Origin of the sequence: Shewanella intestini (assembly GCF_018221465.1) — a bacterium.
GTDB lineage: Bacteria > Pseudomonadota > Gammaproteobacteria > Enterobacterales > Shewanellaceae > Shewanella > Shewanella intestini.
On record NZ_JAAIKR010000013.1, the window covers coordinates 104,793 to 129,266 of the forward strand.

At 42.4% G+C, this 24,474-nt stretch carries 20 protein-coding genes; 10 read left to right on the forward strand and 10 right to left on the reverse strand.

Features of this window, described 5'->3' with window-relative positions; genetic code table 11:
- Nucleotides 1-107: 107 nt before the first annotated feature.
- From G3R48_RS13130 to G3R48_RS13155, 6 genes are all read left to right on the forward strand, one after another.
- Nucleotides 108-1,667 (forward strand): polysaccharide lyase 6 family protein, encoded by a 1,560-nt coding sequence (locus G3R48_RS13130; protein WP_153665387.1) that lies wholly within the window; start codon nucleotides 108-110, stop codon nucleotides 1,665-1,667.
- A gap of 34 nt (nucleotides 1,668-1,701) precedes the next feature.
- On the forward strand, nucleotides 1,702-3,315 hold the full coding sequence (locus tag G3R48_RS13135) for a chondroitinase-B domain-containing protein (RefSeq protein WP_153665385.1): 1,614 nt from the start codon (nucleotides 1,702-1,704) through the stop codon (nucleotides 3,313-3,315).
- Nucleotides 3,316-3,359: 44 nt separating this feature from the next.
- Nucleotides 3,360-4,169, forward strand: a complete 810-nt coding sequence (locus G3R48_RS13140) for an oligogalacturonate-specific porin KdgM family protein (RefSeq protein ID WP_153665383.1) — start codon at nucleotides 3,360-3,362, stop codon at nucleotides 4,167-4,169.
- Nucleotides 4,170-4,782: 613 nt separating this feature from the next.
- Complete coding sequence (locus G3R48_RS13145) at nucleotides 4,783-5,496, forward strand: FadR/GntR family transcriptional regulator (protein WP_153665381.1); 714 nt, start codon at nucleotides 4,783-4,785, stop codon at nucleotides 5,494-5,496.
- Between the two features lie 289 nt (nucleotides 5,497-5,785).
- Nucleotides 5,786-7,651, forward strand: coding sequence for a DUF294 nucleotidyltransferase-like domain-containing protein (locus G3R48_RS13150; protein WP_153665379.1), 1,866 nt, complete (start codon nucleotides 5,786-5,788; stop codon nucleotides 7,649-7,651).
- Between the two features lie 61 nt (nucleotides 7,652-7,712).
- Nucleotides 7,713-8,420 (forward strand): 3'-5' exonuclease, encoded by a 708-nt coding sequence (locus G3R48_RS13155; RefSeq protein ID WP_153665377.1) that lies wholly within the window; start codon nucleotides 7,713-7,715, stop codon nucleotides 8,418-8,420.
- A 238-nt stretch (nucleotides 8,421-8,658) separates the two neighbouring features.
- Here the strand turns inward: G3R48_RS13155 and G3R48_RS13160 are convergent, their stop codons facing one another.
- The 3 genes from G3R48_RS13160 to G3R48_RS13170 are packed head-to-tail and all read right to left on the reverse strand — an operon-like array spanning nucleotide 8,659 to nucleotide 10,621.
- Nucleotides 8,659-9,285 carry a bifunctional 4-hydroxy-2-oxoglutarate aldolase/2-dehydro-3-deoxy-phosphogluconate aldolase gene (locus G3R48_RS13160; protein WP_153665375.1) on the reverse strand — a complete coding sequence of 209 codons (627 nt, stop codon included), beginning with the start codon at nucleotides 9,283-9,285 and terminating at the stop codon, nucleotides 8,659-8,661.
- Between the two features lie 59 nt (nucleotides 9,286-9,344).
- Nucleotides 9,345-10,271, reverse strand: a complete 927-nt coding sequence (gene kdgK / locus G3R48_RS13165) for a 2-dehydro-3-deoxygluconokinase (protein WP_153665373.1) — start codon at nucleotides 10,269-10,271, stop codon at nucleotides 9,345-9,347.
- A 17-nt stretch (nucleotides 10,272-10,288) separates the two neighbouring features.
- On the reverse strand, nucleotides 10,289-10,621 hold the full coding sequence (locus G3R48_RS13170; RefSeq protein ID WP_153665371.1) for a cupin domain-containing protein: 333 nt from the start codon (nucleotides 10,619-10,621) through the stop codon (nucleotides 10,289-10,291).
- A gap of 442 nt (nucleotides 10,622-11,063) precedes the next feature.
- On the opposite strand from G3R48_RS13170, the gene G3R48_RS13175 reads away from it, so the two are divergent.
- The 3 genes from G3R48_RS13175 to G3R48_RS13185 all read left to right on the forward strand — a co-directional run bounded on the left by G3R48_RS13175 (nucleotide 11,064) and on the right by G3R48_RS13185 (nucleotide 16,895).
- Nucleotides 11,064-13,211 (forward strand): heparinase II/III domain-containing protein, encoded by a 2,148-nt coding sequence (locus G3R48_RS13175; protein WP_153665369.1) that lies wholly within the window; start codon nucleotides 11,064-11,066, stop codon nucleotides 13,209-13,211.
- A gap of 4 nt (nucleotides 13,212-13,215) precedes the next feature.
- The gene (locus tag G3R48_RS13180) at nucleotides 13,216-15,360 is read left to right on the forward strand and encodes a heparinase II/III domain-containing protein (protein ID WP_153665367.1); all 2,145 of its coding nucleotides are present in this window, start codon (nucleotides 13,216-13,218) and stop codon (nucleotides 15,358-15,360) included.
- 164 nt (nucleotides 15,361-15,524) lie between these two features.
- A complete protein-coding gene (locus tag G3R48_RS13185) occupies nucleotides 15,525-16,895 on the forward strand; it encodes an MATE family efflux transporter (protein ID WP_153665365.1) in 1,371 nt (456 codons plus the stop codon).
- 45 nt (nucleotides 16,896-16,940) lie between these two features.
- Here the strand turns inward: G3R48_RS13185 and pstB are convergent, their stop codons facing one another.
- The 7 genes from pstB to G3R48_RS13220 form a co-directional block, all read right to left on the reverse strand.
- The gene (pstB, locus tag G3R48_RS13190) at nucleotides 16,941-17,690 is read right to left on the reverse strand and encodes a phosphate ABC transporter ATP-binding protein PstB (protein WP_153665363.1); all 750 of its coding nucleotides are present in this window, start codon (nucleotides 17,688-17,690) and stop codon (nucleotides 16,941-16,943) included.
- A 10-nt stretch (nucleotides 17,691-17,700) separates the two neighbouring features.
- Nucleotides 17,701-18,534, reverse strand: coding sequence for a phosphate ABC transporter permease PstA (gene pstA / locus G3R48_RS13195; protein ID WP_380714660.1), 834 nt, complete (start codon nucleotides 18,532-18,534; stop codon nucleotides 17,701-17,703).
- A 29-nt stretch (nucleotides 18,535-18,563) separates the two neighbouring features.
- The gene (gene pstC, locus G3R48_RS13200; RefSeq protein WP_153665359.1) at nucleotides 18,564-19,472 is read right to left on the reverse strand and encodes a phosphate ABC transporter permease subunit PstC; all 909 of its coding nucleotides are present in this window, start codon (nucleotides 19,470-19,472) and stop codon (nucleotides 18,564-18,566) included.
- A gap of 70 nt (nucleotides 19,473-19,542) precedes the next feature.
- Nucleotides 19,543-20,352, reverse strand: coding sequence for a phosphate ABC transporter substrate-binding protein (locus G3R48_RS13205; protein WP_153665357.1), 810 nt, complete (start codon nucleotides 20,350-20,352; stop codon nucleotides 19,543-19,545).
- A gap of 592 nt (nucleotides 20,353-20,944) precedes the next feature.
- Complete coding sequence (locus G3R48_RS13210; protein ID WP_153665355.1) at nucleotides 20,945-21,139, reverse strand: DUF2061 domain-containing protein; 195 nt, start codon at nucleotides 21,137-21,139, stop codon at nucleotides 20,945-20,947.
- 191 nt (nucleotides 21,140-21,330) lie between these two features.
- Complete coding sequence (locus G3R48_RS13215; RefSeq protein ID WP_153665353.1) at nucleotides 21,331-22,233, reverse strand: 1,4-dihydroxy-2-naphthoyl-CoA synthase; 903 nt, start codon at nucleotides 22,231-22,233, stop codon at nucleotides 21,331-21,333.
- Nucleotides 22,234-22,393: 160 nt separating this feature from the next.
- The gene (locus tag G3R48_RS13220; RefSeq protein WP_153665351.1) at nucleotides 22,394-22,744 is read right to left on the reverse strand and encodes a hypothetical protein; all 351 of its coding nucleotides are present in this window, start codon (nucleotides 22,742-22,744) and stop codon (nucleotides 22,394-22,396) included.
- A gap of 77 nt (nucleotides 22,745-22,821) precedes the next feature.
- Between G3R48_RS13220 and ccoG the strand changes: the two genes are divergently transcribed.
- Nucleotides 22,822-24,249 (forward strand): cytochrome c oxidase accessory protein CcoG, encoded by a 1,428-nt coding sequence (gene ccoG / locus G3R48_RS13225; RefSeq protein WP_153665349.1) that lies wholly within the window; start codon nucleotides 22,822-22,824, stop codon nucleotides 24,247-24,249.
- Nucleotides 24,250-24,474: the final 225 nt, after the last annotated feature.

The window sequence follows — 24,474 nt, forward strand, 5'->3', positions numbered from 1 at the left end:
GTTAGTGAAATGATGCAGATAATTGTCAAAAAAGTTTGCGCTATGTCACAGATTAAAATCGTTAAAAATAAAACAATAATATAACACAAATTAAGGGAGCGATTTTAATGAAGATTAGCTTGATTGCAGGTTTGGTAACTTTAGGTTTACTTGGTGGGTGTGCCACTGAACAATTCGCTGAAGTCGCTAAAGGTACGCAAGTCAACCAAGTGTCTGTTGCGTCTATCATGCAAAATGAGAAGGCAGTAATCACATCTGGTTCTATTCAAGTTGCTGATAGTGCAGCACTAAAAAGTAAGTTAACTTCACTTGCTGATGGAGATGTGCTGGTGCTTGAACCTGGTAAGTACCCAGATTTAGGTAAATTTAGCATTACAGCAAACAATGTCGTGATTAAAGCCAAAGTGCCAGGTAAAACATGGTTCACGGGTTTAGTTCAAATGGTATTAGAAGGTAACAACATTACTGTAGACGGTGTGGTGTTTACTGAAGGTGGTCCAGCTGAGCGTATGGGCGGATTACAATTTCGCGGTAACGATAACACCCTACAAAACTCAACGTTCTTCTTTTTCAACGACAAATATAAATATCAACCAGATAGCCGCCGCGATGAATACCCAAAATACTTATGGGTAACGCTATATGGTAAAAACAACAAACTATTGAACAACACATTCCAAGGCAAGCATAAGCGCGGCACCTTAATCGGTGTTCAAAAAGCAAAAGGTGACACCACTGCTGACAACCATGTCATTAAAGGTAACCTTTTCTATGATCACAAACATAACCAATATGAAGAGTTCGATATCAGCTCTGCTATTCGTTACAACTCAAATAGTTGGGAAGCGATTCGTGTTGGTGATTCAAAAAGTTCTATCTACCCATCTCACACATTAATTGAAGATAACTTATTTTATGAGTGTGACGGTGAAACTGAATTAGTGTCATTTAAATCAGGTAGTAACATATTACGTGGCAACACCATTATGAACAGCTCATCAATGGTTTCACTGCGTCACGGTACCAATAACCTTGTTGAAAACAACGTTATTTTAGGTAACAGCAAATACCGTTCAGGCGGCATTCGTTTATACGATGAAGGCCATGTTATCCGTAATAACTACATTGAACGTGTTATGGGCACAGGTAATGTCCGTGGTGGCATTGCCATTAATACGGGGATTACTGATGTGCAAAACGGTGAGCGTTTAAGCACTGAAGTGAAAGGCAAAGGCTTAAATAAACAAGCCACGCCTTACAAGGTTACGATTGAAAACAACACCATTTTAAACTCGCGTCAAAACATCCTTTATTCAGACAAGATGCACCGTGTCAGCCTATATGACAACAAAAAGGTATCGACGGTATTTGCTGGTGTTGATGTGAGTTTCAAAAACAACTTGTCATATGCAAAAGTTAAAAAATCGTTAGCTATTAAAGGTAATGATGATGTTGCGAAGCTCGTTAATCCAACTTATGAAAACGAATTGTACTTTGGCCCAACCACAGGCGTTGAGTTACCCACTCAAGGTATTCGCACTTCTGAGCCAGAGCTAAAGGTTGCACCAAACGGTTTATTAGAAGCCGTGGATTTTGATGGTGGAGCGAAAGGCTTAAAAGTACTGACGATGGCCGAGACCGGTGCCAATTACACAATTACTAAATAATTGATTATTAGACTATAAAGATAAAGGACGTTGTATGAAACTTAATAAATTATCGCTATTTATTAGTGCTGTATTTGCTGTAACAACATTATCTGCTTGTGATTTCCATGATAAACCAAATGTCTCTGATGGTGATGGTGGGGGAGAAACACCACCACCAGTAACAGATTTGAAGCCCGATGCAGTATTTGGTGCCGCTGATATCAGCACATTAGGTTCATTTATTGAATCGACAACTGACCAAAATGATGACGGTAAACTTGTCATCATGTTAGATAACACTGTTGATTTTACTGGTTTAGGTAACTTAGTGCTTGCTAGTGAAATGCCTGTTGTCTTAATTGGTGGCGATGCTGCTTATGATGGCGAAGAAGGTAGTGAATTTGGTGATGCAGCGGTCATTAATGGCGGCGACGGTTGTGTGGTGATTGCCGCTGACAATATGCAGTTAAATAACATCACTTTCAAAGACGTTATCCCAACATGTAAAGACTCATCAACTACCACGTTAATTAACGTCGGTACCTCTAGTTCTATGGGGACTGAATATGGCACGGTTGAAAGTAAACCTGCTGGTGTTGTGCTTTCTGGATTAACGATTGATGGGACTAATCTCGCTTCTGCTGGTCACTCAGGCGATATCACTGACTGGGTGATGGTGCGTGGTGAAGGCACTCAAATTATCAATAACTTGTTCACCGATAAGCCAAATGAAAAAGGTTCATTTATTACGCTTCAAGGTTCAAGTGCCTCTTATAAAGACGTGGTAATTAAACATAATCATTTCCAAAACTTTGCCGTAGGTAACACCTTTAGCGGTACTAACGAAGCGTTCGGTATTCGTATCGGTATTAAAAGCAATGAGGACACAGATCGTGTAACCAATGCGAGCATCACTGAAAACTTATTCACTGATGTAAATGCCTCTCGTCGCCTTATCTATGTGCGTACCAGTGGTAACAGCATTGACCATAACACCTTTGTTCGTAGTAACGGCTTTGTGTCACTAGAAGCTGGTGTAAATAACACGGCTGATAGCAACATTTTCATTAACGAAGGCTTAGGTGATGACAGCGGTAAATATGAAGCGGGTATTCGTATTATCTCTAAAGGTCACACGGTAACAAATAACTATATCTACAACGCAGGTCGCGCTAAAACCGGTAACGAGGTCGGCGCGATTTCAGTACTTGAAGCTGAAATTGATCCTGGCGTGACAGAGAAAGCAGAATCAACCATTGCTAACAACACCATTGTGAGCGCAAAACAAGGCTTTATCTTTGGTAAGTCTGGCGCTTGTACTAATGACTCGGTCGTTAAGTTTGAAAATAACTTAGTGGCCAATGGTGTTGATGGTGTTAACTCAAGCGACAAAGGTATGCGTGATGACTGTGAGCTCGATGCCGCTTCAACTTGGGCTGGTAACGTATTTGCAGTGACTGATTTAAATACGCAAGGGTTTTACCCTGAAGTAGAAGGTGAACGTGACCTAATGGCTAATGGTAGTGCAGAACTGACCGAAACGGTGGCAGATAACAAACTATTCCTTGCCACTGCAGGCGGTAATGTTGACGGTAAAGGCGCAGCTGGACTTGTCATGCTAACGGCTGACCAAGTGGGCCCTGACGCAGTAGATGCTGCTGAATAAACCGCATTAACCCGATTAGATTATCGAAATATTAGGAAAGTATTATGAAGAAGTATCTAGCACTTGCGATTTTGGGCGCACTAAGTTTTAACGCTCAGGCTGATGAAGATTATCTTAAGCCTGGTAAAAGTACCATTGCAATAAAATGGGAACATAAATTACTCGACGGTCGTACAACCCGACCTAAAGTTGAATTTGGTCACCGTATGCGTAACGGTTTCAAGTTTGGTGTTGAACAAGTTTGGGAATATGACCGCAGTGAAACTGAATTAGACCGTGGTTTTGCGCCTAAACAGTATGAGTTAACCTTTAAAACTGACTATGAATACCGTTTTGGTGCCGATAATGATCACCGCGTAGGGGCGGTATTAGATTACCAAACCAAAGAAGGGGCTAATAACATCCGTACTGGTGCTTATTACGGGTATAAATTTAATAGCAACTTTAACGTTAAATTCCGTGCGCGTTACAGTGAAAACCTAGACAGAATGTCAACAGGTGATCGCTACCGTGATGATATCAACAGAGAAATGCGATATGACTCTTGGTTTACTTACCGCTGGGATGACTTCCGTTTTGTTTATACCGTTATCTACTTCCAAAAGCATTCATCTGCGCTTAATAGCTCAGGCGAAGAGCAGCATGTTTATGACAACAATAAACAGCATAAGATTGAGCAAGAGTTCGCAGTAAACTACCGTTTACCCCACGCGAAGAAGCACACGCTTTATGCTAAGTATAAGTACAAATCAAAACTAGAGAAAAACAGCCACAAAGCTGAAAACAACGGTGGTTATGATTGGTATGGTAAAGTCGATACCGCAGTTGAGTTAGGTTATAAATACAGTTTCTAACCTTTAACTGAGTGACTCATAAGGGGGGTAGTCCCTAGCTACATCACCTTTGTGTTACCTTTGCAAACCAAAACCGACACAAAATGCCGCTTTGCCCATTTTTAATTAATGGATGCAAGCGGCATTTTTTCATCTACATCAGATATTGAGGCGGTTTTTAGGTCAATCACGTTTAGTGTAAAGCGCAATAGAGGATGAACCTTATTTATTCTTTACGCATCACAATTGTTAACACATTAATATTATTATTTGCCAAAAACAGGTAATATCAATCCACATAGAAAATACCACTTTTGATGGTATGTAAAAATTCTTGATGAGAGTAAAAGGCTGTTTAGCCATAGGATATCGTTAAAGTAAGTGACTTAAAAAATCGCTTATTAAATTGTTTATATTATTGAAATATAAAACCAAGGATGAGTTTTACTATTTATAGGACAAGCGAAAGTGCCATTTACTTGCTTAGTTTGACGCGCAACATTCACTTAGGTGACGTCGCCTCAATACTGTGGCGAGAGTGACACCACGCGTTACAAGTCAACTCATTAAACGACCTATCAGCGCGGCCTTTTGTATTAATTAACGTGGAATTCATAGACGGGATAGCCACAACATGAGTACGAAGTTTACACAAATTGGCGGTTCAAAAAGAAGCTTACATGTGCAAGTTGCCTGTGAAATGGCGCGGAGTATTATTTTAGGTGAGCTGCCAGAAGGGGAGATTATTCCTGGCGAAATGGACTTATGCACCCAATTTGGTGTCAGTCGTACTGCGCTGCGTGAAGCCATTAAGTTATTAACCTCTAAAGGTTTACTTGAGTCTAAGCCGAAAGTCGGCACTCGAGTGCGTCCACAGCAGTATTGGAACTACCTTGATTCTCAGCTACTTGATTGGCTGATAGACATGGAAAAAACCGCTTACCTATACGAAGAATTTTTGGCATTACGTAAAGCGATTGAACCAGAAGCATGTGCGAGTGCAGCACGTTTTGCATCGGTTGAACAACGTATGCAATTGTCTGAACTGTTTCAAAAAATGGACAGCATCGCCAAAGGCTTTGATCAAGATGTCTGGGTTGATGTGGATTTAGAGTTCCACCGCTTAATCTTTATCTCTACTGGCAACAGCTTCTTCTTACCGTTTGCTAACGTATTATCGACCATGTTTAAAAGTTACTTTCATCATGCATCGAAACGCGGCACAACCTGTATTGAAGAGCATCGTGCAATTTATGAAGCCATTATGGCGGGAAATAGCGAAAAAGCCCGCCAAGCAAGCCAAGCTTTATTAACTGCAAGTGACCATGAGTTAGAAGCGATTAAATAACGTTATCATTGATAAAAAAGGCCAATGTGTTTTCACATTGGCCTTTTTTATTGGGCGCGTTGCTCAACAACGGCGTTTAATGATATTGACATGAGCAACTGCCTCTCATACCCCAGCAAATACAAACAGGATAATAGCGTGTAAATTGCCCCCATTTAGCTGGGCGGGGTGAATGTTAACTTTCATTGATCTTAAGCTAAGAAACGCATTAAAGCGTTGTCCATTATCTTAAAAAGTGGGTTATGATATAAATCATACAAATTATATCGTCACTAGAATGGGTAGTCAGATGGATGAATCCTTAATTCCTAATATTGTTGATTTTATTGGTCAAATCGATCCTTTCAACCTTCTGCCTGCTTCGGTGTTAAAAGATGTCGCTAGTTGCATTAGCATTACCTATCTTGGGCGCGGCGATCAGATTCAATTTAGTGAAGACTCGAATGAACAATACCTTTATATCATTCGTACCGGCTCGATGGAGCAGCGTAAACCCGATGGTGTTTTGCGCTCGAAAATGGGCCCAGAAGATTTGTTTGGGTTTACTTTTTTAGCGCCGCTAAAAAATGCTCGTGAAGGCTATACTGCAACCGCGATAGAAAATACTCTGCTTTATCTTGTTCCTCACAGTAAGTTGCAAAAACTGACCAAAAAACATCAAGAGTTTAGTGAAAGCATTTCCTCTGGGGCGCAGTCGCGTTTACGCTCTGCACTTAATGTGGTGTGGTCTAATAAAGATAAAGGCCTATTTCTTAAAAAGGTCTCTGATGTAGCCCATAGTCAAGTTGCCGTGGTGGATGTGGATATGAGCATTCAACAGGTCGCCAAAGAGATGCGTGATACCTGTAGAAGCTTTACCGCGGTAGTAAAACAACAGGGGAAAATTGTTGGCTTGATCACCGACCGAGACCTGACCAAAAGAGTGATTGCTGACGGTGTAGATATTCAACTGCCTGTCAGTAAAGTAATGACATCTCCTGCGATCACTATTAGCCCTGATGACTTGGTATTTAAAGCGGCCTCGTTAATGATGGAATACAACATCCGCAGTTTACCTATTGCTAAAGGCGATGAGGTGATTGGTTTGTTAACGTCATCGCATTTAGTGCAAAAGCACCGTATGCAGGCGATTTTCTTAATTGAGAAACTCAAATATAGCGAAACCGTCGAAGCGCTGGCGCAGTTAACACCTGAGCGCCAAGCGATTTTTGAAGCGTTGGTTGAAGGTAAGGTTAACTCGGAAATTATCGGTCAATTAATGACGATGATCATGGACGGTTATAACCGCCGTTTATTGCAAATGGCGGAAGATAAATTTGGCCCGCCACCGTGTGACTTTAACTGGATTGTGGCAGGATCGCATGCGCGTAATGAAATCCATATGTTATCAGACCAAGACAGCGCGCTTATTTTGACGAATTCGGCCACCGATGAAGACAAAGCTTATTTTGCTAAATTTGCCCAATTTGTTACTGATAGTCTCGACTTATGTGGTTTCCCAAATTGCAGTGGTCACTATATGGCCTCGAATACCAAATGGTGCCAAACTTTGTCGGTATGGAAAGAGTTTTACAGCAAATGGGTCAGTAATCCGCAATACAGCATGTTGATGAATGTCAGCGTGTTTCTAGAAGTACGCAGTTTATACGGCAATGAATCCTTATCTGCTGAATTGCAAAAACATTTACATCAATTGATTCAAGATGAACGTCAGTTTTTACCGTCGTTAGTTAACGATGCAGTGCGGGTACAACCGCCATTAGGCATTTTCAACAAATTGGTGCTTGAAAAGGGCGGCAATAACACTCAAACCCTCAATATTAAAAAGTACGCATTAAATTTAATTGTCGATTTAGCGCGTATTTATGGTTTGGCCGTCGGTTGCAGTGGTAGCGGTACTCGCGAGCGTTTTGAGTATGCGGTAGAGAAGAAGCTATTAGTTGAAAATGACTTTAAAGACATTATTGAAGCTTTTTACTTTTTAACCCAAGTACGCTTTGACCATCAGCTAACGTCATTAAGAGCAGGATTAGTACCAGATAATCATATGGACCCAAGCATGATTAGCTCGTTTGAACGTAAGCACTTAAAAGATGTCTTTAGGATTATCAGTAATATGCAAGAAGCATCAAAGCTTCGATTTAGCCATTACTAACCGTTAGCGAAACCACACCTTTGCAAAGTAATATCAACTCTACTTTAAGTAGGACGATTATATGAATAAGTGGCTTAATTATTTTCATCCGTTGTCGCGCTTAGCGCGGGCGCGTAAGGCTTATTTGCTCGCTCACCCCACCATGCCAGAACAGTTACAACAACTCTTGCAAGAACCTCTGCCTGATCTCTATGCGCCAGTTGAGGATTTAGTGTATTTCTCGGTCGATATTGAAACCAGTGGTTTAGATGCCAAGGTTGATCATATTTTAAGTGTGGGCTACGTCACCATGCAGGGTAAAACCATTGATCTTTCTAGTGTTGATCATACTTTTATTAAAGGGGTTGTTCGTCCTGAAACGGCAGTGATAAACCATATTATGCCGCAAATGGTCCGCGAGGCGCGCAAACTTGATGACGTAATGATGCATATGTTTGAACAAATGCAGGGCAAATTGCTTTTGGTTCACGCTAAGCAAGTTGAGCAGCAATTTGTCGACCATTATGTGTATAAGCGCTTTGGGTTACCGCCAATGCCGTTATTGTGGCTTGACACATTAGCCATTGAAAAGTCGATGTCAGCGAATCGTCAGCATCAACAAGATGGCGATTATCGACTGGCGTCTATTCGTCAACGTTATGGTTTACCTGAATATCATGGTCACAGTGCGTCGGTAGATGCCATTGCCACCGCCGAGTTATTTATGGCGTTGTCGGTAAAACTGTTTGGTCATAGTAAAGGGGTTTTTAAAGCGGTATTTAAACCGTAGAGGTAGGAAAAAATCCCCGAACTCCGTGTCAGGGATAGAGTTGTTTCCACTTGCGTGACGCATATTATTATATTTATTTTTACTGTTAAACATAAATGCATAACAGGAGCGTAAGGTTAAATGCGCCCTGAGGATTAGCAAGGCGCACCTTTTAACTTTGGTCTTTGGAGTACCAAATGAGTCATTTGGGCCTGACAAGTATTGATAGGTGACTCAGATTATCAATACCAACAAATCGTTAAGCGTTCAGTGCGGCAACGGCTTCACGTACTAGCGCGCCAATTTCGTCCCATTGCTGGTTGTCAATAAGTTTGCCTGGCACCATCCACGTTCCACCACAAGCAACTACGGCATCAATATTAAGGTAGTCGTTAATATTGCTTGGTGATACACCACCCGTAGGCATGATAGTTACTGGGTAAACCGCAGTTAATGCTTTAAGCATTTGAATGCCGCCTGAAGGTTCTGCTGGGAAAAACTTCAATGTGTCTAAACCCATTTCCATTGCTTGTTCAACAAGCGATGGATTATTCACTCCTGGAATAATGGGCATATTGCGTTGCTGACAGTATTTAACCGTTGTTGGGTTAAAGCCTGGGCTCACAATAAAGTCAACGCCTGCATCTATTGCGGCATCAACCGTTTCTGAGTTAAGCACGGTGCCAGCACCAATTAACATGTCTGGATAAGCTTCGCGCATATTTTTAATTGCTTGCGCTGCAGCGGGTGTTCTAAACGTAATTTCTGCACAAGGCATGCCGTTTTCAACTAACACCTTACTTAATGAAACGGCATCATCAGCATTGTTAATTGCAATCACTGGGATCACTTGCAATTGTTTTAGTCTTTCATTTAGCGTGCTCATGTCACTTCCTTTGGGATATTCAGAGTAATTTGGCTAATAAATATAATTGTTATTAACGATTAAACTTGGCTTGGCATTGCTGCAAGGTCAATGATTGCACCTTTATGCTGGATAACGATGCCAGCAAGTGCGTGACCAGTTTTAGCTGCTAAGGTGGCATCATGACCAAGTAAACGCTCAGACATATAACCTGCGGCAAACGAGTCTCCTGCAGAGGTCGTGTCGACAACATTGTCGACATGTGTTGCTGGTACGCTAATTTGCGAATCTTTAGTTGCTACAATGCATTCTTGCGCGCCACGTTTAATGACAACTTCGCTAAGGCCAAGGGTAAAGCTGCGGTCTAAGCATTGTGCTATTTCGGTGTCGCCAAATAAGACTTCTTCGTCTTCAAAGGTCAGTAAACCAATATCGGTTAATGCCAACATTTCAAGATAAACCGCTTTGGCTTGCGCGGCATCGCGCCATAAGCGAGGGCGATAGTTGTTATCAAATACCACTTTGCCGCCATTGGCTTTACATTGTTTAAGCACGTCGAATAATACTGCGCGGCTTTGCTCAGTTAAGATGGCAAGGCTAATACCCGACAAGTACAACACGTCAAATTGGCTTAATGTGGCTAATAGTTGGCTACTTGCTTGTTCAAGCCAAAATTTAGCAGCGGCATCATTACGCCAGTAATGGAAACTGCGTTCACCGGTTTCGTCTACTTCGATGGCATACAATCCAGGAAGTTTGTTATCCATAATCTGAACGTGTTGTGTGTCTATGCCTTCTTGCTGCCAAATTTTGAGCATTTCTTTGCTGAAAAAGTCTTGGCCGAGTGCGGTGAAGTAGCTGATTGACATGTCTTTGCCTTTTGATAGGCGTGACAAGTAAACCGCAGTGTTAAGGGTGTCGCCACCATAGTTTTGTGCGAGTGAACCATCGCGCTGTTGCAGTTCGACCATGCATTCGCCAATGATCCCGACATTCAACATAGACATATTGGTTCCTCTATTTTTTATAGAAAGTCTTGGCGCGCAGGGTTGAACATATCGATCAACATGCTGCCTTCTTCTAATGCTACCGCGCCGTGCATCACCATTTTAGGTGCAATATATGCGTCGCCAACTTTAAGGATTTTTTTAACGCCATCAATTTCGGCTTCAAAACTACCTGCTGCAACATAACCAATTTGATCATGAATATCATGAGTGTGTGGATGGCCAATTGCGCCTTTTTCGAATTTTACGAAAACAGCCATCAGGTCTGGAGTGTAACCAATAATTTTGCGTGATAAGCCGTCACCTAGGTCTTCCCAATCTGTTTTGTCATTTTCAAAAAATGGGTTCATCTCTATTCTCCTGTGAAATGCCATATCGTGATATCCATTTGAATAACTGCATCAACGAAATGGGGGGCATCATTGGTTATGGTATTTGTTGAGTTAACGACTATCGCTGTGAAATAAGCGGGATAAGTTTTACTCAACAGTCTGTTTTAATATGAACGTAGTGTACTCGTAAAATACTCGCATTTGTAATACAAATCTACCGTATCTGTGATCTGCTTCGTATTTGTTGTTATTGTTTTCGTTTGTTAACATTGTAAGTTGTTGATTTTTAACTTTTTGGCGTGTTGGCGAATATATGGGTGTTAATTGGTGGTTATCGCATTAATCAAACAATTAGGGTTTTTATGAGTGATCTAAGTCTATAAATGGTTTTTATATGCTGTAATTTAGGTCAATTTGTATTATTTTAGATGCAATTCGTAGCTTCCAGTTTGAGGTAAACATGTCGCAAGCCATAAAAGCGGTACTTTTTGAAGAGTCAGAAATCGCGTCAATCGCGAGTGAGTTAGGCACTGATAGCCTAATGGGTAAAAGCTTAACGAGTTTGATTGCTGATACCGATGCCTTTATGGCGTTAGGGGTCGAAGTCCCAGGTCATAGTGAAGCTGGTGGTTATGCACATAATCGCCACAAACAGAACTACCAATACATCAATCAAGCAGGTCGCTTATTTTTGGTGACGGGTGAAGAAAAATACGCCCAATATACTGCCGACCTACTATTAGCTTACGCTGATAAGTATTTAAAGTTAGGCTTCCACGAGCAGTTAAACACTAACCCTCCAGGGCGTTTGTTCCACCAAATTCTAAACGAGCATGTGTTCTTATTGAATTCAAGCTTAGGCTATAGCTGCATTCGTCATTGGTTGTCAGCAAAGCAACAGCAAACCATTGTTGCTGGCTTGTTCCAACCGATGCTTGATATGTTCACTGAACAATATAGCTTTGATTTTGACCGTATTCACAACCACGGTATTTGGGCTGTTGCTGCTGTTGCGATTTGTGGTTTAGCGATTGATAAGCCTGAATATGTAGAAATGTCGATTCACGGCTTAAAAGGTGACGACATTGAAGGTGGTTACCTTGCACAAATTAGTAAACTGTTTGCCCCTTCTGGCTATTATATGGAAGGTCCTTATTACCATCGTTATGCGATTCGCCCATTGTGCTTATTTGCCGAAACCGTTCACCGTCACCGCCCAGAGCTAGACATCTTTAACTTTAATGACCAAGTCATTGGTAAAACCATTAAGTCGATGTTAGCTACGGCTTATCCAAATGGTGTGTTCCCAGCGCTAAATGATGCTTCATTGTCTATGGATGTGTGTGATGCGGGTGTGGTTGTGGCGCTAAGCCTTTATGCAAAACACTACGGTATTGACGATGACATTCTAGGCATGGCACAAATTCAAGACTGCGTATGGGTTAACCCATGTGGTCAAGTCTTATCAGCAGCCTTTGCTAAAAACCAAGCTAAGTTAACCCCTTGCTGGCCAAGTGTTGAGCTAAACGAAGGGCCAAATGGCGATCGCGGCGCACAAGCCTTTATGCGTATGCAAGCTGACAATGGCGATGTGAACCAGTTAGTGATGAACTACGGTCAGCACGGTATGGGTCATGGTCACTTTGACACCTTAGGGATTAGTTTCTTCAATAATGGCCAAGAAGTCTTACGCGAATACGGCTTTGGCCGTTGGGTTAACGTAGAACCTAAATTTGGTGGCCGCTACCTTGACGAAAACAAGTCTTATGCTCGCCAAACGATTGCCCACAATGCCGTTGCTGTTGACCAACAATGTCAAAATAATTTTGACGTAAAATTGGCCGATAGTCGCCATGGTGAACCACATTTCTTTAGTGGTGATGATAGCGCCGTTCAAGGTGTGAGTGCATTCTGCCGTGACTTCTACCCAGGTGTTGACCAACAGCGCAGCGTGTTAATGGTTAACCATGGTGTATTAGCTAAACCTGTTTTAGTTGATTTATACCGCTTAATCAGTGATCAGAACCACCAGTATGACTATTCATTGCATTACGACGGACAGATTGTGCGTACTAACTTTGACTACCAAACTCACAGTGAGCTGGCCACATTGGGTGATCACTTTGGTTATCAACATATTTGGAACGTTGCCCAAGGTAAAGCGACTACCGAGGCAAGCGACACTGCATTAGTGAGCTGGTTGCAAGGCAGCAGTTACTACACGTGGTTAAGTGCCGTGAGCGCAGATGATGAAGTTATCTTTACTCGCTCTGGTGCAAATGACCCATCATTTAACTTACGCAGCGAACCAGGCATGGTGTTACGTCGCCAAGCAAAAGACACGCTATTTGCTAACGTATTAGAAACGCACGGCTACTTTAATGAAGCGGTAGAGGCAAGTACCGAAGCGCGTGGTCAAATTACTCAGGTGAATGTTATTGGCAGTAATGAGCAAGGTTCAGTGATTGAAATTGTGGCTCAAGATGCAACATTAGTCGTGATGGTAAGCAACCAAGTTGGTGTTACACCAACAACCGATAACAGCGTAACGTTCAACAATCAAACATTCCAATGGCAAGGTTATTTTGCTGTTGAGCAAAGAGGTTAATTTTATGAGCTACCAGCCATTATTAATGAGCTTCGAAGAAGCTGCACAATTACGTACTCACTTAAACACAGATAGTTTAATGGGCCGCTCTATTGCAACTGAAGTTGCTGCACTTGAAGCTTACTTGCCAATTGGTATTGAAATCCCAGGCCACGGTGAAGCTGGCGGATATGAACATAACCGTCATAAGCAAAACTATATTCATTTAGACTTAGCGGGTCGGTTGTATCTGATCACTCAAGATCCACGTTATTTAGATTATGCTAAAACCATGCTGGTGGAATATGCCAAGGTTTATACCAGCTTTGAGCTTAATACTAGCCGTGATAGTAACCCTCCAGGGCGTATTTTCCATCAAACATTGAATGAGAACATGTGGATGCTTTATGCATCGTGTGCCTATTCTTGTATTCGTCACGAGTTGACCCAAGACGAGCAACAGTTAATTGAAAATGACCTGTTCCGTCCGATGATTGATTTGTTTGTTGATACTTACGCGCATGACTTTGACATTGTCCATAACCACGGACTTTGGGCTGTAGCTGGTGTGGGTATTTGTGGTTATGCCATTAATGACCAAGCCAGTGTCGATAAAGCGCTTTATGGCCTAGCAGGTGACAGCGTATCTGGTGGCTTTATTGCTCAGTTAACGCAATTGTTCTCGCCTGACGGTTATTACATGGAAGGCCCTTATTATCACCGCTTCTCATTACGTCCTATTTACTTATTTGCTGAGGCCATTGAGCGTCGTCAGCCAGAAATTGGTATTTACGACTTAAAAGATCAAGTGATTAAAACCACCACTTATGCGGTTATGTCTACCGCATTTCCAAATGGGGTGTTGCCAGCATTAAATGACTCATCTAAAACGATGGACATTAAAGATGAAGGCGTATTAATTGCGACTAGCGTGTGCTTTAAACGTTATAGCCAAGACGAAAACTTAATGTCGATGGCCGTGCATCAAGATAAAGTATGGGTTCATGGTTCAGGTGCGGCATTGTCTGATGGTGTGGCAAATGCCGGTGAACTGGCTGGCTTTAACTGGGGCAGCTTGCAGCTCACTGACGGCGCAGAAGGCGACCGCGGCGGGATTTCTATTTTACGTCATCGCGACGTGAAAAATGACGACACCATGGCGTTATTATGGTTTGGCCAACATGGCAGCGACCATAAATTACATTCAGCGTTAGACCACGGCCATTTCGATGCCTTGCATTTAAGCTTATTTAACCACGGCCAAGAAGTGACCCATGATTATGGTTTTGGCCGCTGGGTTAACGTAGAGCCCAAATTTGGTGGTCGTTATATTCCTGAAAACAAAAGCTACTGTAAACAAACCGTGGCGCACAATACGGTCGTGGTTGATCAAACAAGCCAAAACCAAGGTGACACCGCAACGGCTGAAGCACGTTGGGGTGAGTCTCACTTCTTTGTTAAAGGAGAAAAACAGCAGGCTATGAGCGCATTTGTTCGCGGTTATTATCCTGGTGTGGATCAGCAGCGTACCGTCGTGATGTTTGAAATTGAAGGTATTGCTAAACCAGTGGTATTGGATTTATTCCGCTTAACCAGTGAACAAGAGCACACTTATGATTATGTTGTGCATCACAGTGGTCAAATTATCCGTACCGACTTTGATTACCAAATGGCAAGCAAGCTCAAGCCTCTTGGTGACAAGTCTGGTTATCAACACTTGTGGAATGTGGCGAGCGGTAATGTTGAACAAGGCAGTTTAGTGAGTTGGTTAATGGGCAATAGCTACTATTCAATGGTAAGCAGCGCTAACCAAGGTAGCGAAGTGATCTTTGCTCGTACTGGTGCTAACGACCCTGACTTTAACCTACGCAGCGAACCGTTGATGATGTTGCGTCAAAAAGGAAGCACACATATGTTTGCTAACGTTTATGAAACGCACGGTTACTTTAACGAAGCGATTGAAGCCAGCACCGATGCGCGTGGTCAGGTAGACAAGGTTGAAGTATTAACCCATACCGACGCTGGTTCTGCGGTTAAGTTAACCCTTAACTCAGGCAAAGAAGTTAACGTGTTTGTGTCTAATAAAGTCGGCGTGACAGACGAAACGGAAACCTCATTGACGGTTAATGACCACAACGTGAACTTTAAAGGCGCAGTACATATTGCGTAATTTGAACCAAGCACAATAATCTGGTTAATTTTAAAGCCTGAGTTCATCTCAGGCTTTTTGTTTTGTAAAATATAATCGACCCCCTATTTTACCCAAGCCGTTTGCGACGTGATGAACGCTGCGTAATACAGACACCTAAAGATAAATGACCGTTGGTGACATTAATGCCTTTTTCTCACTATGCCCGTAACCCGTATGTTCGTTCTAACCTTGCCTTAGCGTGGCCATTAGCACTTAATGCATTATTGATGCAATCAATGCTGATGATTGACACCTTGTTAGTGTCGTCACTGGGTGAGGTGTCGTTAGCTGCGATGGGAATTGCGACCACCATAGTGGCATTTATTATGGGTATTCAAATGGCGTTAGCCAATGGAACTCAATTGGTCATGAGCCGCGCAGTTGGTTCACAAAGCGCAGCTGGATTAGCAAAGGCCTGCTGGGCTGGTATGAGCATTAACTTGGGCGTTGGGTTGTTTTTTTGGTTACTGTTGCAGCTGTTTGAAACTTCAATTGTTGAGCAATTAACTCAGCATCAAGACTTGCAAGTAGAGGCGCTACGTTACCTTGGTGTGGCCAAGTATGTGGTGTTATTTAATGCCGTGACGCAAGTGTGTATTGCACTGTTTAATAGTTTAGGTAAAACCAAAGTCGCCTTTAAAGGTTACTTAATTGAAATGCCCATTAACGCATTGTTGTCTTATGCCTTTATTTACGGCACTGCTGTTACGTCGCAATTTGGCGTAACAGGCGCAGCAATGGGCAGTTTAATTGCGATATTGGTGCGGTTTATTTACTTGGCCAGCTGTGTTTATCACCTTGACGATGTCGCATTGAGATTGTCGGTGACGGTCACTGAGATGATTGACAATATACGTCGTCATTTTATTGAAATTTTCCCTGTTGCGGCCAATGTGACGATGTTGTCGATAGGCGTGAGCGTGTATCAGCTGTTGTACTCGCAATTATCGATTAATGCGTATGTGGCAATTACACTTGTATTGCCATGGATGCGCGCTGGTGGCCAGTTTATTACGGCGTGGGCGCATTCGTCTGCCATTTCAATTAGCCAAGCCATTGGTTCAAAGACGTTAGACGACTTAGAAGATAACGTTAATGTGAGTATTAACTTGGCGGTGGCGATTTCAGTTGTCACCATGTTGTTTTTCTGGGGATTAAGCTTTTGGATTGCTGATATTTACCCACAAATGACAGCACAGACCTATCAAGCATTAGCGATTATTGCGCCGCTGTATATCTTGTTACCGTTAGTGCGCGGTTATAACACTGTGCATGGACATGTACTAAGGGCGATGGGGCATACCACGGCGGTGTTTAAAATTAACTTCACCGGTCAATGGGTTATTTCTATTCCGTTATGTGCATTATTAATTTTGTATTTTGATGCATCGATATTTTGGGCGTTTGCGATTCAACCTTTTGAAGAAATGATTAAGGCGTATCCGTTTCGTTACCTTGCCCGTAAGGCGGTGAAAGAATTTAGTGAACAAGATGCAGAAAAGCTGAGTTATTAATTACTCAGCTTTTCTTAGGAGTTGCAGAGGGATAAGCGTTAAGGTTTAACCGAATTCACCACTCACATAACCTTGGGTACGGCTATCGACAGGGTGTTGGAATAGTGTGTCGGTGTCAGCATGCTCAACGAGTTCACCCATCCAGAAAAACGCGGTTTTATCTGAAATGCGTTTTGCTTGGTTCATCGAATGCGTCACAATCACAATGGTGAACTTTTTACGTAGCTCATCCATTAGCTCTTCAATTTTATGCGTTGCAATAGGATCCAGTGCACTGGTTGGTTCGTCCATTAGAATCACTTCCGGCTTCATTGCAATAGCACGAGCAATACACAGACGTTGTTGTTGACCACCCGACAATCCCATTGCTGGTGTATGTAAGCGTTCTTTTACTTCATCCCAAAGCGCTGCGCTACGCAGTGACTCTTCAACTACTTCGCTAATGAGCTCTTTGTCTTTTTCGCCTTGGGCTTTAAGGCCAAAAGCAACGTTGTCATAAATGCTCATAGGGAAAGGATTTGGCTTTTGGAACACCATACCGACGCGCATTCTTAATTGTTTTACGTCAATGTCGGCATAGATGTTTTCGCCTTCAAACATTACATCACCTTCAATCTTCACGCCTTCTACTAGGTCGTTCATGCGATTAAGTGTGCGTAATAGTGTTGATTTTCCACATCCTGATGGGCCAATTAATGCCGTGACTTGTTTGGCTGGGATTGGCAATGAAATGTCTTTTAATGCGTGGTTTTCGCCATAAAAAAGATTGAGATTATTGACTTCAAGCTTGTTCATTTTAGTTGCCTTAATGTGAGTGTTTATCAAAACGTGCAGCAATAATTTTGGTTGCTAGGTTTAATAATAGAACCAGTACGATCAAGATAGTGGCCGTTGCATAAGCTTGGTTCCACTCATGTTGTGTAAATAATTCTTGGGTTAGTTTGTATAGGTGAACGGTAAGTGTTCGACCTGAATCCAGTACGCTTTCTGGAATTTGTGTCACCATGCCGGCGGTAAGGAATACCGGTGCCGACTCGCCAATAACGCGGCCCGTACTGAGGATAATTGATGTCACAATGCCAGGCAGTGCATTAGGTAAGATTAAACGCCAGATAGTATAAATTTTAGAGCTACCTAAAGCGTAACCACCTTCGCGGTAACTCATCGGCACAGCTATTAGTGCTTCTTCTGTAGTGCGGATTAGTACTGGTAAAATTAACATCGATAATGTTAATGCCCCGGCAATGATTGAGAACCCAAGCCCAAGTACTGTCACAAAAAATGTCATCCCGAATAAGCCGTAAACAATTGACGGGATACCTGCTAGCGATTCAATACAAAAACGAATGCCAGCCACTAATTTACTGCCTGGTTTAGCGTACTCAGTTAAAAAGATTGCGGTCATAATGCCAATGGGAGCGGCGATGCCCAATGACAGCCCAACCATATAAATGGTTGAAATAATCATTGCCCAAATACCAGAGGCTTCGCCAATACGGGTATAAGATCCGGTGATGAATTCCCAGCTTACGTGACTAAGGCCATTGGATAAAATGTGCCAAACCACCCACAGTAAGAAGATAATTGTTAACCCTGCTGAAGCCCAAACACCAGCCATCATCGCTTGGTCTTTGCGCATACGGGTTTGCTTATTAGTCAGTTGGGTCATTAGGCATGTCCTCGTTGACGGTTAAGATAAAGTAGGCCTGCATTGAGCAAAATGATAAATGCTAATAATACAATGCCAGTTGAATAAAGTGAGCTTGCATGGATACCTGTTGCGTAAGCCATTTCCATCGCAATGTTGGCTGTTAATGAACGGGCAGGCTCAAGTAATGAGCCTGGCATTGCTGGGGCGTTACCCATTACCATAATGATGGCCATGGTTTCACCAATAGCGCGGGCAATCCCAAGGGCGATGCCGGTGTAAATACCGCTTTTAGCTGCTGGCAGTAATACATTAAAAATTGTGTAAATGTGCGACGCGCCCAGCGCTAATGCGCCTGCTTTATACGTCGGCGTCAGTGCGCGTATTGAGGTTTCTGAAATAGTGATAACCGTAGGCAAAATCATAATTGCCAATACAATAATCCCTGCCAACAGTGTGTTACCTGCAGGAATATCAAATACCGCCTCAATGGCTGGGACAATAACGATTAAGCCAAAAAAGCCATAAACGACAGAAGGAATACCCGCTAATAATTCAACCGCAGGTCTGACAATATTTGCCATCCATTTAGGGGCTATTTCAGCTAAAAACACGGCAGTCATGATGGCAATAGGGACACCAATCAATACTGCACCAACAGTGGAAATAAGCGAGGCGACAATCATTGATGATATGCCGTAAAGTGCAGGTGGCAGCCATTCCCTACCAAAGATAAAGTTCAGTAAGCCTGCTTCTTTAAAGGCTGGTAGCCCTTCATAAAAAACAAACCAACCAATGGTAATTACAGAGATGACCCCTACCATTGCACTGATAAAGAACAACCCGTGAAAGAGTCGCTCTATCCAGTCGATTTTTTTGGCGGGAGTGAGCGATGTTGTCACTTGTCCCATTTTACTTGCCGTTTCCATTTACACCTCGTTTATACTTTTCAACAGCAAAAGAAGGCCGAAGCCTTCTTAATTGCTTTACATTCAATATTTACTGAACGCGGATGTAACCTTCTTCTGCCACAATGCGTTGGCCGTCTTTTGACATAATGAAATCAATAAACAACTTGGCATTTTGCGGCGTATCTTGATCTATCAATGCGATAAAAGGGCGAGCAATTTGATAGTCGCCAGCAGCGATGTTCGCGTCAGTTGGCTTGACATTGTTTACTGATAACGCTCGTAATGAGTCATCTACAGAACCCAGTGAGATATAGCCAATTGCATATGGGTTGTTGGCAACAATCGTTTTAATCATGCCGTTACCATTACCGACTTGAGCGGTGGCTGCGATAGCCGTGACTTTGTGGCCATTAACAACGCGTTGTAGCTTCATGATGTCTTCAAATGCACCACGAGTACCTGAACCATTTTCACGTGTTACAACGACGATTGGGCGAGCTTCACCACCAACTTCTTTCCAGTTTTTGATTTCGCCGCGGTAAATTTTTGAAATTTGCTCTTGGGTCAAGTTCGACACTGGGTTGGCTTTATTTACTGCCGCTGCAATACCATCTCGTGCAATGACAATTTTTTGTGTTTTTGGGGTGAGTTCATTTGGTTTGATATTACGAGATGACATACCAATCATGCTGGTACCGTCTTTCGCAGCACGAATACCTGCTGATGAACCTGTGCTTTGTACTTCAACGTTTTTACCTGTTGATTGCTGGTATCTTTCAGCAAGCACTTCCATAACATGTGCGACAGATGTTGAACCTGAAACAGTCACTGTTTCAGCTTGTGCTAGTGGCGCAGTCATCATGCCAACTGCTGTTAATAAGCCAATAACCTTTTTCATTGTTTTTCCTACTCTGTTCATAGTGGATTTGTTTTCAATGTGTTCGTTCATTTAAGTAAGCGCCTCATGTGGGGCAAACGCATTAAGACAGAGAAGTATTACAGTTAAGTGACAATGAATGAGTGCAGAGGCTATTTAGTGTTGATGTGAATTAGCTTTTGGGTTTGAGAGTGTTGAGGTTTCGTTACCGCTCTTTTGGTGAGAGTGGGTTTGTGGAATGTGATTTTATCGGTTTATTAAAATGGAGCAGGCACTGTGGAAGCTAGAGCATCACTGGTGATGTGTGTTTGTTTAAAGGGTAACGATGTGACATTGTTAAGTCATAAGAAAAGGTTAGCTTAAGGTTAGGTTAAGCATTTGGCGCGATTTATTTGTATATTACGTACCGTGTCAGTTGGGATAATTTTTTTGTGAAACTTTTATGACAAAGGCCGTTTATAAGGATTTATAACTTACTTTTATCTTCATTTGCACGCAGACAATATTCAACTTTGCGCTAACTTTCATCGCTATTTGAGGGGCACGATTGCTCCACCGGTAAATGAGTTAGGTATTATTACTGCTAACTCACCCAGTATCGCGGTTGCTCATACTAGGCCGCGACTAAAGAAGATTGTTTTGTTTCAAACTTTTTCCAGACTTTTTCATGGAAATAGAACACAACCGTGTTTACAGCGGGCTCGATTAACGCAACTGCACCGCCAAGAACGACGCTGCCAGTTAATAGATAGGTTACAGTGAATGCTACGCCGAAGTGCAATAGTGCAAAAGTAAGTGTCTTTTTCATGATATTAGCCTTTAACAAAATAACTTAACGCAAATGATAATCATTATCATTTGGTTTGTAAAGGTGTTTTTGTCAATGGACATATAGTGACAACAAAGCCTATCTCATTTGATAGGCTTTGTTGCACATAGCGCATAATGTCTTGCTATTGAAAAAGCACATCATGGGAGGTTATTGCCGTGTCTTACTCATTAATAGTGCCAAGGGAATTGGCTGAAGTCTTGATCGCGTTTTTCTAAGAAAGCATCGCGGCCTTCTTGTGCTTCGCCAGTGCCATAAGCAAGACGAGTCGCTTCACCAGCAAACAGTTGTTGGCCAACAAGTCCGTCGTCTGGCAAGTTAAAGCCATATTTAAGCATCCGCATTGCTGTTGGCGATTTACTGTTAATTTCTTTGGCCCAATTTAATGCTGCTGTTTCAAGCTCTGCATGTGGAATCGCGCGATTGACCATGCCCATATCAAATGCTTCGTCTGCCGTGTAGTTAAAGCCTAAAAAGAAAATCTCACGAGCACGTTTTTGACCAATCATTTTCGCCAGATAAGCACTGCCGTAACCTGAGTCAAAACTGCCTACGTCAGGGTCGGTTTGTTTAAAGACAGCGTGTTCTTTTGATGCAAGGGTTAAGTCGCATACGACATGTAAACTGTGGCCGCCACCAACAGCCCAACCAGGAACAACGGCAATAACAACTTTAGGCATAAAACGGATAAGCCGCTGAACTTCTAATATGTGCAACCGTCCCATTCTGGCGACATCGGGTTTACCCTGTTCGTCACCTTCATATTTGTAACCGTCTTTACCACGAATGCGTTGATCGCCACCGGCGCAAAAAGAATGCTGTCCTTTAGCTGATGGGCCGTTACCTGTTAATAGCACGCAGCCGACATCTGACCATTGGCGAGCATGATCTAATGCGAGGTAAAGTTCATCTACAGTTTTAGGGCGAAATGAATTGAGGCAGTCAGGTCGATCAATCGCAATACGTACCGTGCCTTGATCTTTGGCGCGGTGATAGGTGATGTCTTCAAAGTCAAAACCTGGCACGGTGTCCCATAAGGTGGGGTCAAAAATATCTGAAACTTGTTGAGTCATAAGTAGCCTAACCTTTTATCCAAACTGTGTTTCATAGTGATCCTATGAATGCTTGCATGAAAGGCTAGGCTGATTTGCTTTTCAGGTCAATGCTGAGTCTAAAAAGCGTTAACTATACTCCGTTGATCTGTGAGTCGCGTGACGCCTAATTGACAGGGCATTAAAGTTGGTCACAGATATATTGTAGGTTTTCGGCGCTTAATGTGTCGTGACGAGAGTATGAGTGCTGACAATACTGCTGTTTAAATGCAGCCACAGAGCGTTCATCTGTGAATATTTGCTGTGCAACTGTCATTTCTTCAGGGGTCAGTCTGTCAGCTAAGTCAGCAGCTAATTTGGGTAAATGCTTGTCGGTTCGCTGAATAGTGGTACCCGTTGCTTTATCTATTTTATGTTCAGCGTCATTAAAAAAGTGATGAACATACGCAATGGGTGTATCCAGTTTGTCGGTTTTAGTGGCGGTGAAATAAAGAATGCCTGCCACGATGGCTAAAAAAATCCAACCTCTCATATTTTTGTCCGAGTTGATGTTAGAAAGGTATATACTATTCCAGTTTCTTTGTAATGTTAATGTAGTAAGGCTGTAAAATGAGCATGGAATCAAAAATCAAGGATAGTTCGCCCCCAAATCGCATTAAAATTCATCAGCCCGATGCCAATAAAGCTGATCGCTTTAATCCTCGAAACCGCATTTACGTTCGTGCCGTAACAGGGGTTTGGAGTTCACTCCGGCGTCGTATGGGGTGGGTCGCTATGTTGTTCTTCTTTATATTGCCTTGGGTGCCTTGGGGAGATCGTCAAGCGGTATGGTTTAATTTATCTGAACAAAAGTTTCACGTGTTTGCGTTAACTATTTGGCCTCAAGACTTAACCCTACTTGCCGCGCTATTCATGATTGCTGCCTTTGGACTCTTTTTTGTCACGACTTATTTAGGCAGAGTCTGGTGTGGTTATACCTGTCCACAAACGGTGTGGACGTTTATCTTTATCTGGTTTGAGGAAAAGTTTGAAGGTGCGCGTAATAAGCGTATTAAACTGGATAAAATGCCATGGTCATTTAATAAAATATGGCGTAAAGCAGCTAAACACCTTTCATGGATTATGGTGTCATTATTAACAGCAATGACATTTGTGTCCTATTTCGTTCCCACCCATCTTATATATGTTGATGTTTTTACTCTTCATGCCGATGGCAGTGTTTATTTCTGGGTTATCTTCTTCACTTTGGCAACATACGGTAATGCTGGTTGGATGCGTGAGATTATGTGTCTGCATATGTGTCCCTATGCGCGCTTTCAATCAGCTATGTTCGACAAGAACACTTATATTGTCGGTTATGACAGCATGCGAGGTGAAACAAGAGGTCCACGTTCGCGTAAAGCTGATCCTAAAGCACTAGGTTTAGGCGACTGTATCGATTGTGACTTATGTGTTCAGGTGTGCCCAACAGGCATCGACATTCGTAATGGTTTGCAATATGAGTGTATTAATTGTGGTGCTTGTATCGATGCTTGTGATAACACCATGCAGCGCATGGGTTATGACAAAGGCTTAATCAGCTACACCACTGAAAACAAATTAGCAGGAAGCCAGGAAAAGGTTGCTAGACCTAAGTTGCTTGGTTATGGCATCGTATTAACCGTAATGGTGCTGGTCTTTATTTATGCCAGCGCGACAATCTCTCCAGTGCGGATGGATATTATTCGTGACCGTAACGCACTGTATAGAGATAACAGCCAAGGTGAAATTGAAAACACCTATACTATTAAGCTACTTAATAAGACCGAGCAACAACAACAGTATCAATTAAGCGTGACAGGCTTAGATAACCCGCATTGGATTGGCCCACAGTCCATTAAGATTGCAGCAGGTGAAGTTATCACATTGCCGATTAGTATTGCGGTTAGTCCAAGTTCATTAAGCAAAAGCATAAATGATATTGATATTATTGTGTCGACAACCATTAATAACCAACAGATATCCATCAAACAAGAAACGCGATTCTTTGGTCGATAGCGATATTATTACGATAAAAAGGGGCGTTTCGCCCCTTTTTTGCACGTTTAGTCCAAAAAAACATCTGTTGAATCACTTTTGCTAAATTACTTCAAAAAAGCCCTTGCGCCGTTCTCAAATCTGCCTATAATGCGCATCCACTGACACGGCATAGCAGCTTCTGCAACGCATTAGCAACCACCGAGTTAGCTTGATTTAAGATGGTTATTTAAGCATTTAAATCAA

Bases quoted from the DNA above. Each gene is read 5' to 3' on its own strand.
- G3R48_RS13130 (WP_153665387.1), top strand. From the start codon at position 108: ATGAAGATTAGCTTGATTGCAGGTTTGGTAACTTTAGGTTTACTTGGT.
- G3R48_RS13135 (WP_153665385.1), top strand. From the start codon at position 1,702: ATGAAACTTAATAAATTATCGCTATTTATTAGTGCTGTATTTGCTGTA.
- G3R48_RS13140 (WP_153665383.1), top strand. From the start codon at position 3,360: ATGAAGAAGTATCTAGCACTTGCGATTTTGGGCGCACTAAGTTTTAAC.
- G3R48_RS13145 (WP_153665381.1), top strand. From the start codon at position 4,783: ATGAGTACGAAGTTTACACAAATTGGCGGTTCAAAAAGAAGCTTACAT.
- G3R48_RS13150 (WP_153665379.1), top strand. From the start codon at position 5,786: ATGGATGAATCCTTAATTCCTAATATTGTTGATTTTATTGGTCAAATC.
- G3R48_RS13155 (WP_153665377.1), top strand. From the start codon at position 7,713: ATGAATAAGTGGCTTAATTATTTTCATCCGTTGTCGCGCTTAGCGCGG.
- G3R48_RS13160 (WP_153665375.1), bottom strand. From the start codon at position 9,285: ATGAGCACGCTAAATGAAAGACTAAAACAATTGCAAGTGATCCCAGTG.
- kdgK (WP_153665373.1), bottom strand. From the start codon at position 10,271: ATGTCTATGTTGAATGTCGGGATCATTGGCGAATGCATGGTCGAACTG.
- G3R48_RS13170 (WP_153665371.1), bottom strand. From the start codon at position 10,621: ATGAACCCATTTTTTGAAAATGACAAAACAGATTGGGAAGACCTAGGT.
- G3R48_RS13175 (WP_153665369.1), top strand. From the start codon at position 11,064: ATGTCGCAAGCCATAAAAGCGGTACTTTTTGAAGAGTCAGAAATCGCG.
- G3R48_RS13180 (WP_153665367.1), top strand. From the start codon at position 13,216: ATGAGCTACCAGCCATTATTAATGAGCTTCGAAGAAGCTGCACAATTA.
- G3R48_RS13185 (WP_153665365.1), top strand. From the start codon at position 15,525: ATGCCTTTTTCTCACTATGCCCGTAACCCGTATGTTCGTTCTAACCTT.
- pstB (WP_153665363.1), bottom strand. From the start codon at position 17,690: ATGAACAAGCTTGAAGTCAATAATCTCAATCTTTTTTATGGCGAAAAC.
- pstA (WP_380714660.1), bottom strand. From the start codon at position 18,534: ATGCGCAAAGACCAAGCGATGATGGCTGGTGTTTGGGCTTCAGCAGGG.
- pstC (WP_153665359.1), bottom strand. From the start codon at position 19,472: ATGGAAACGGCAAGTAAAATGGGACAAGTGACAACATCGCTCACTCCC.
- G3R48_RS13205 (WP_153665357.1), bottom strand. From the start codon at position 20,352: ATGAAAAAGGTTATTGGCTTATTAACAGCAGTTGGCATGATGACTGCG.
- G3R48_RS13210 (WP_153665355.1), bottom strand. From the start codon at position 21,139: ATGAAAAAGACACTTACTTTTGCACTATTGCACTTCGGCGTAGCATTC.
- G3R48_RS13215 (WP_153665353.1), bottom strand. From the start codon at position 22,233: ATGACTCAACAAGTTTCAGATATTTTTGACCCCACCTTATGGGACACC.
- G3R48_RS13220 (WP_153665351.1), bottom strand. From the start codon at position 22,744: ATGAGAGGTTGGATTTTTTTAGCCATCGTGGCAGGCATTCTTTATTTC.
- ccoG (WP_153665349.1), top strand. From the start codon at position 22,822: ATGAGCATGGAATCAAAAATCAAGGATAGTTCGCCCCCAAATCGCATT.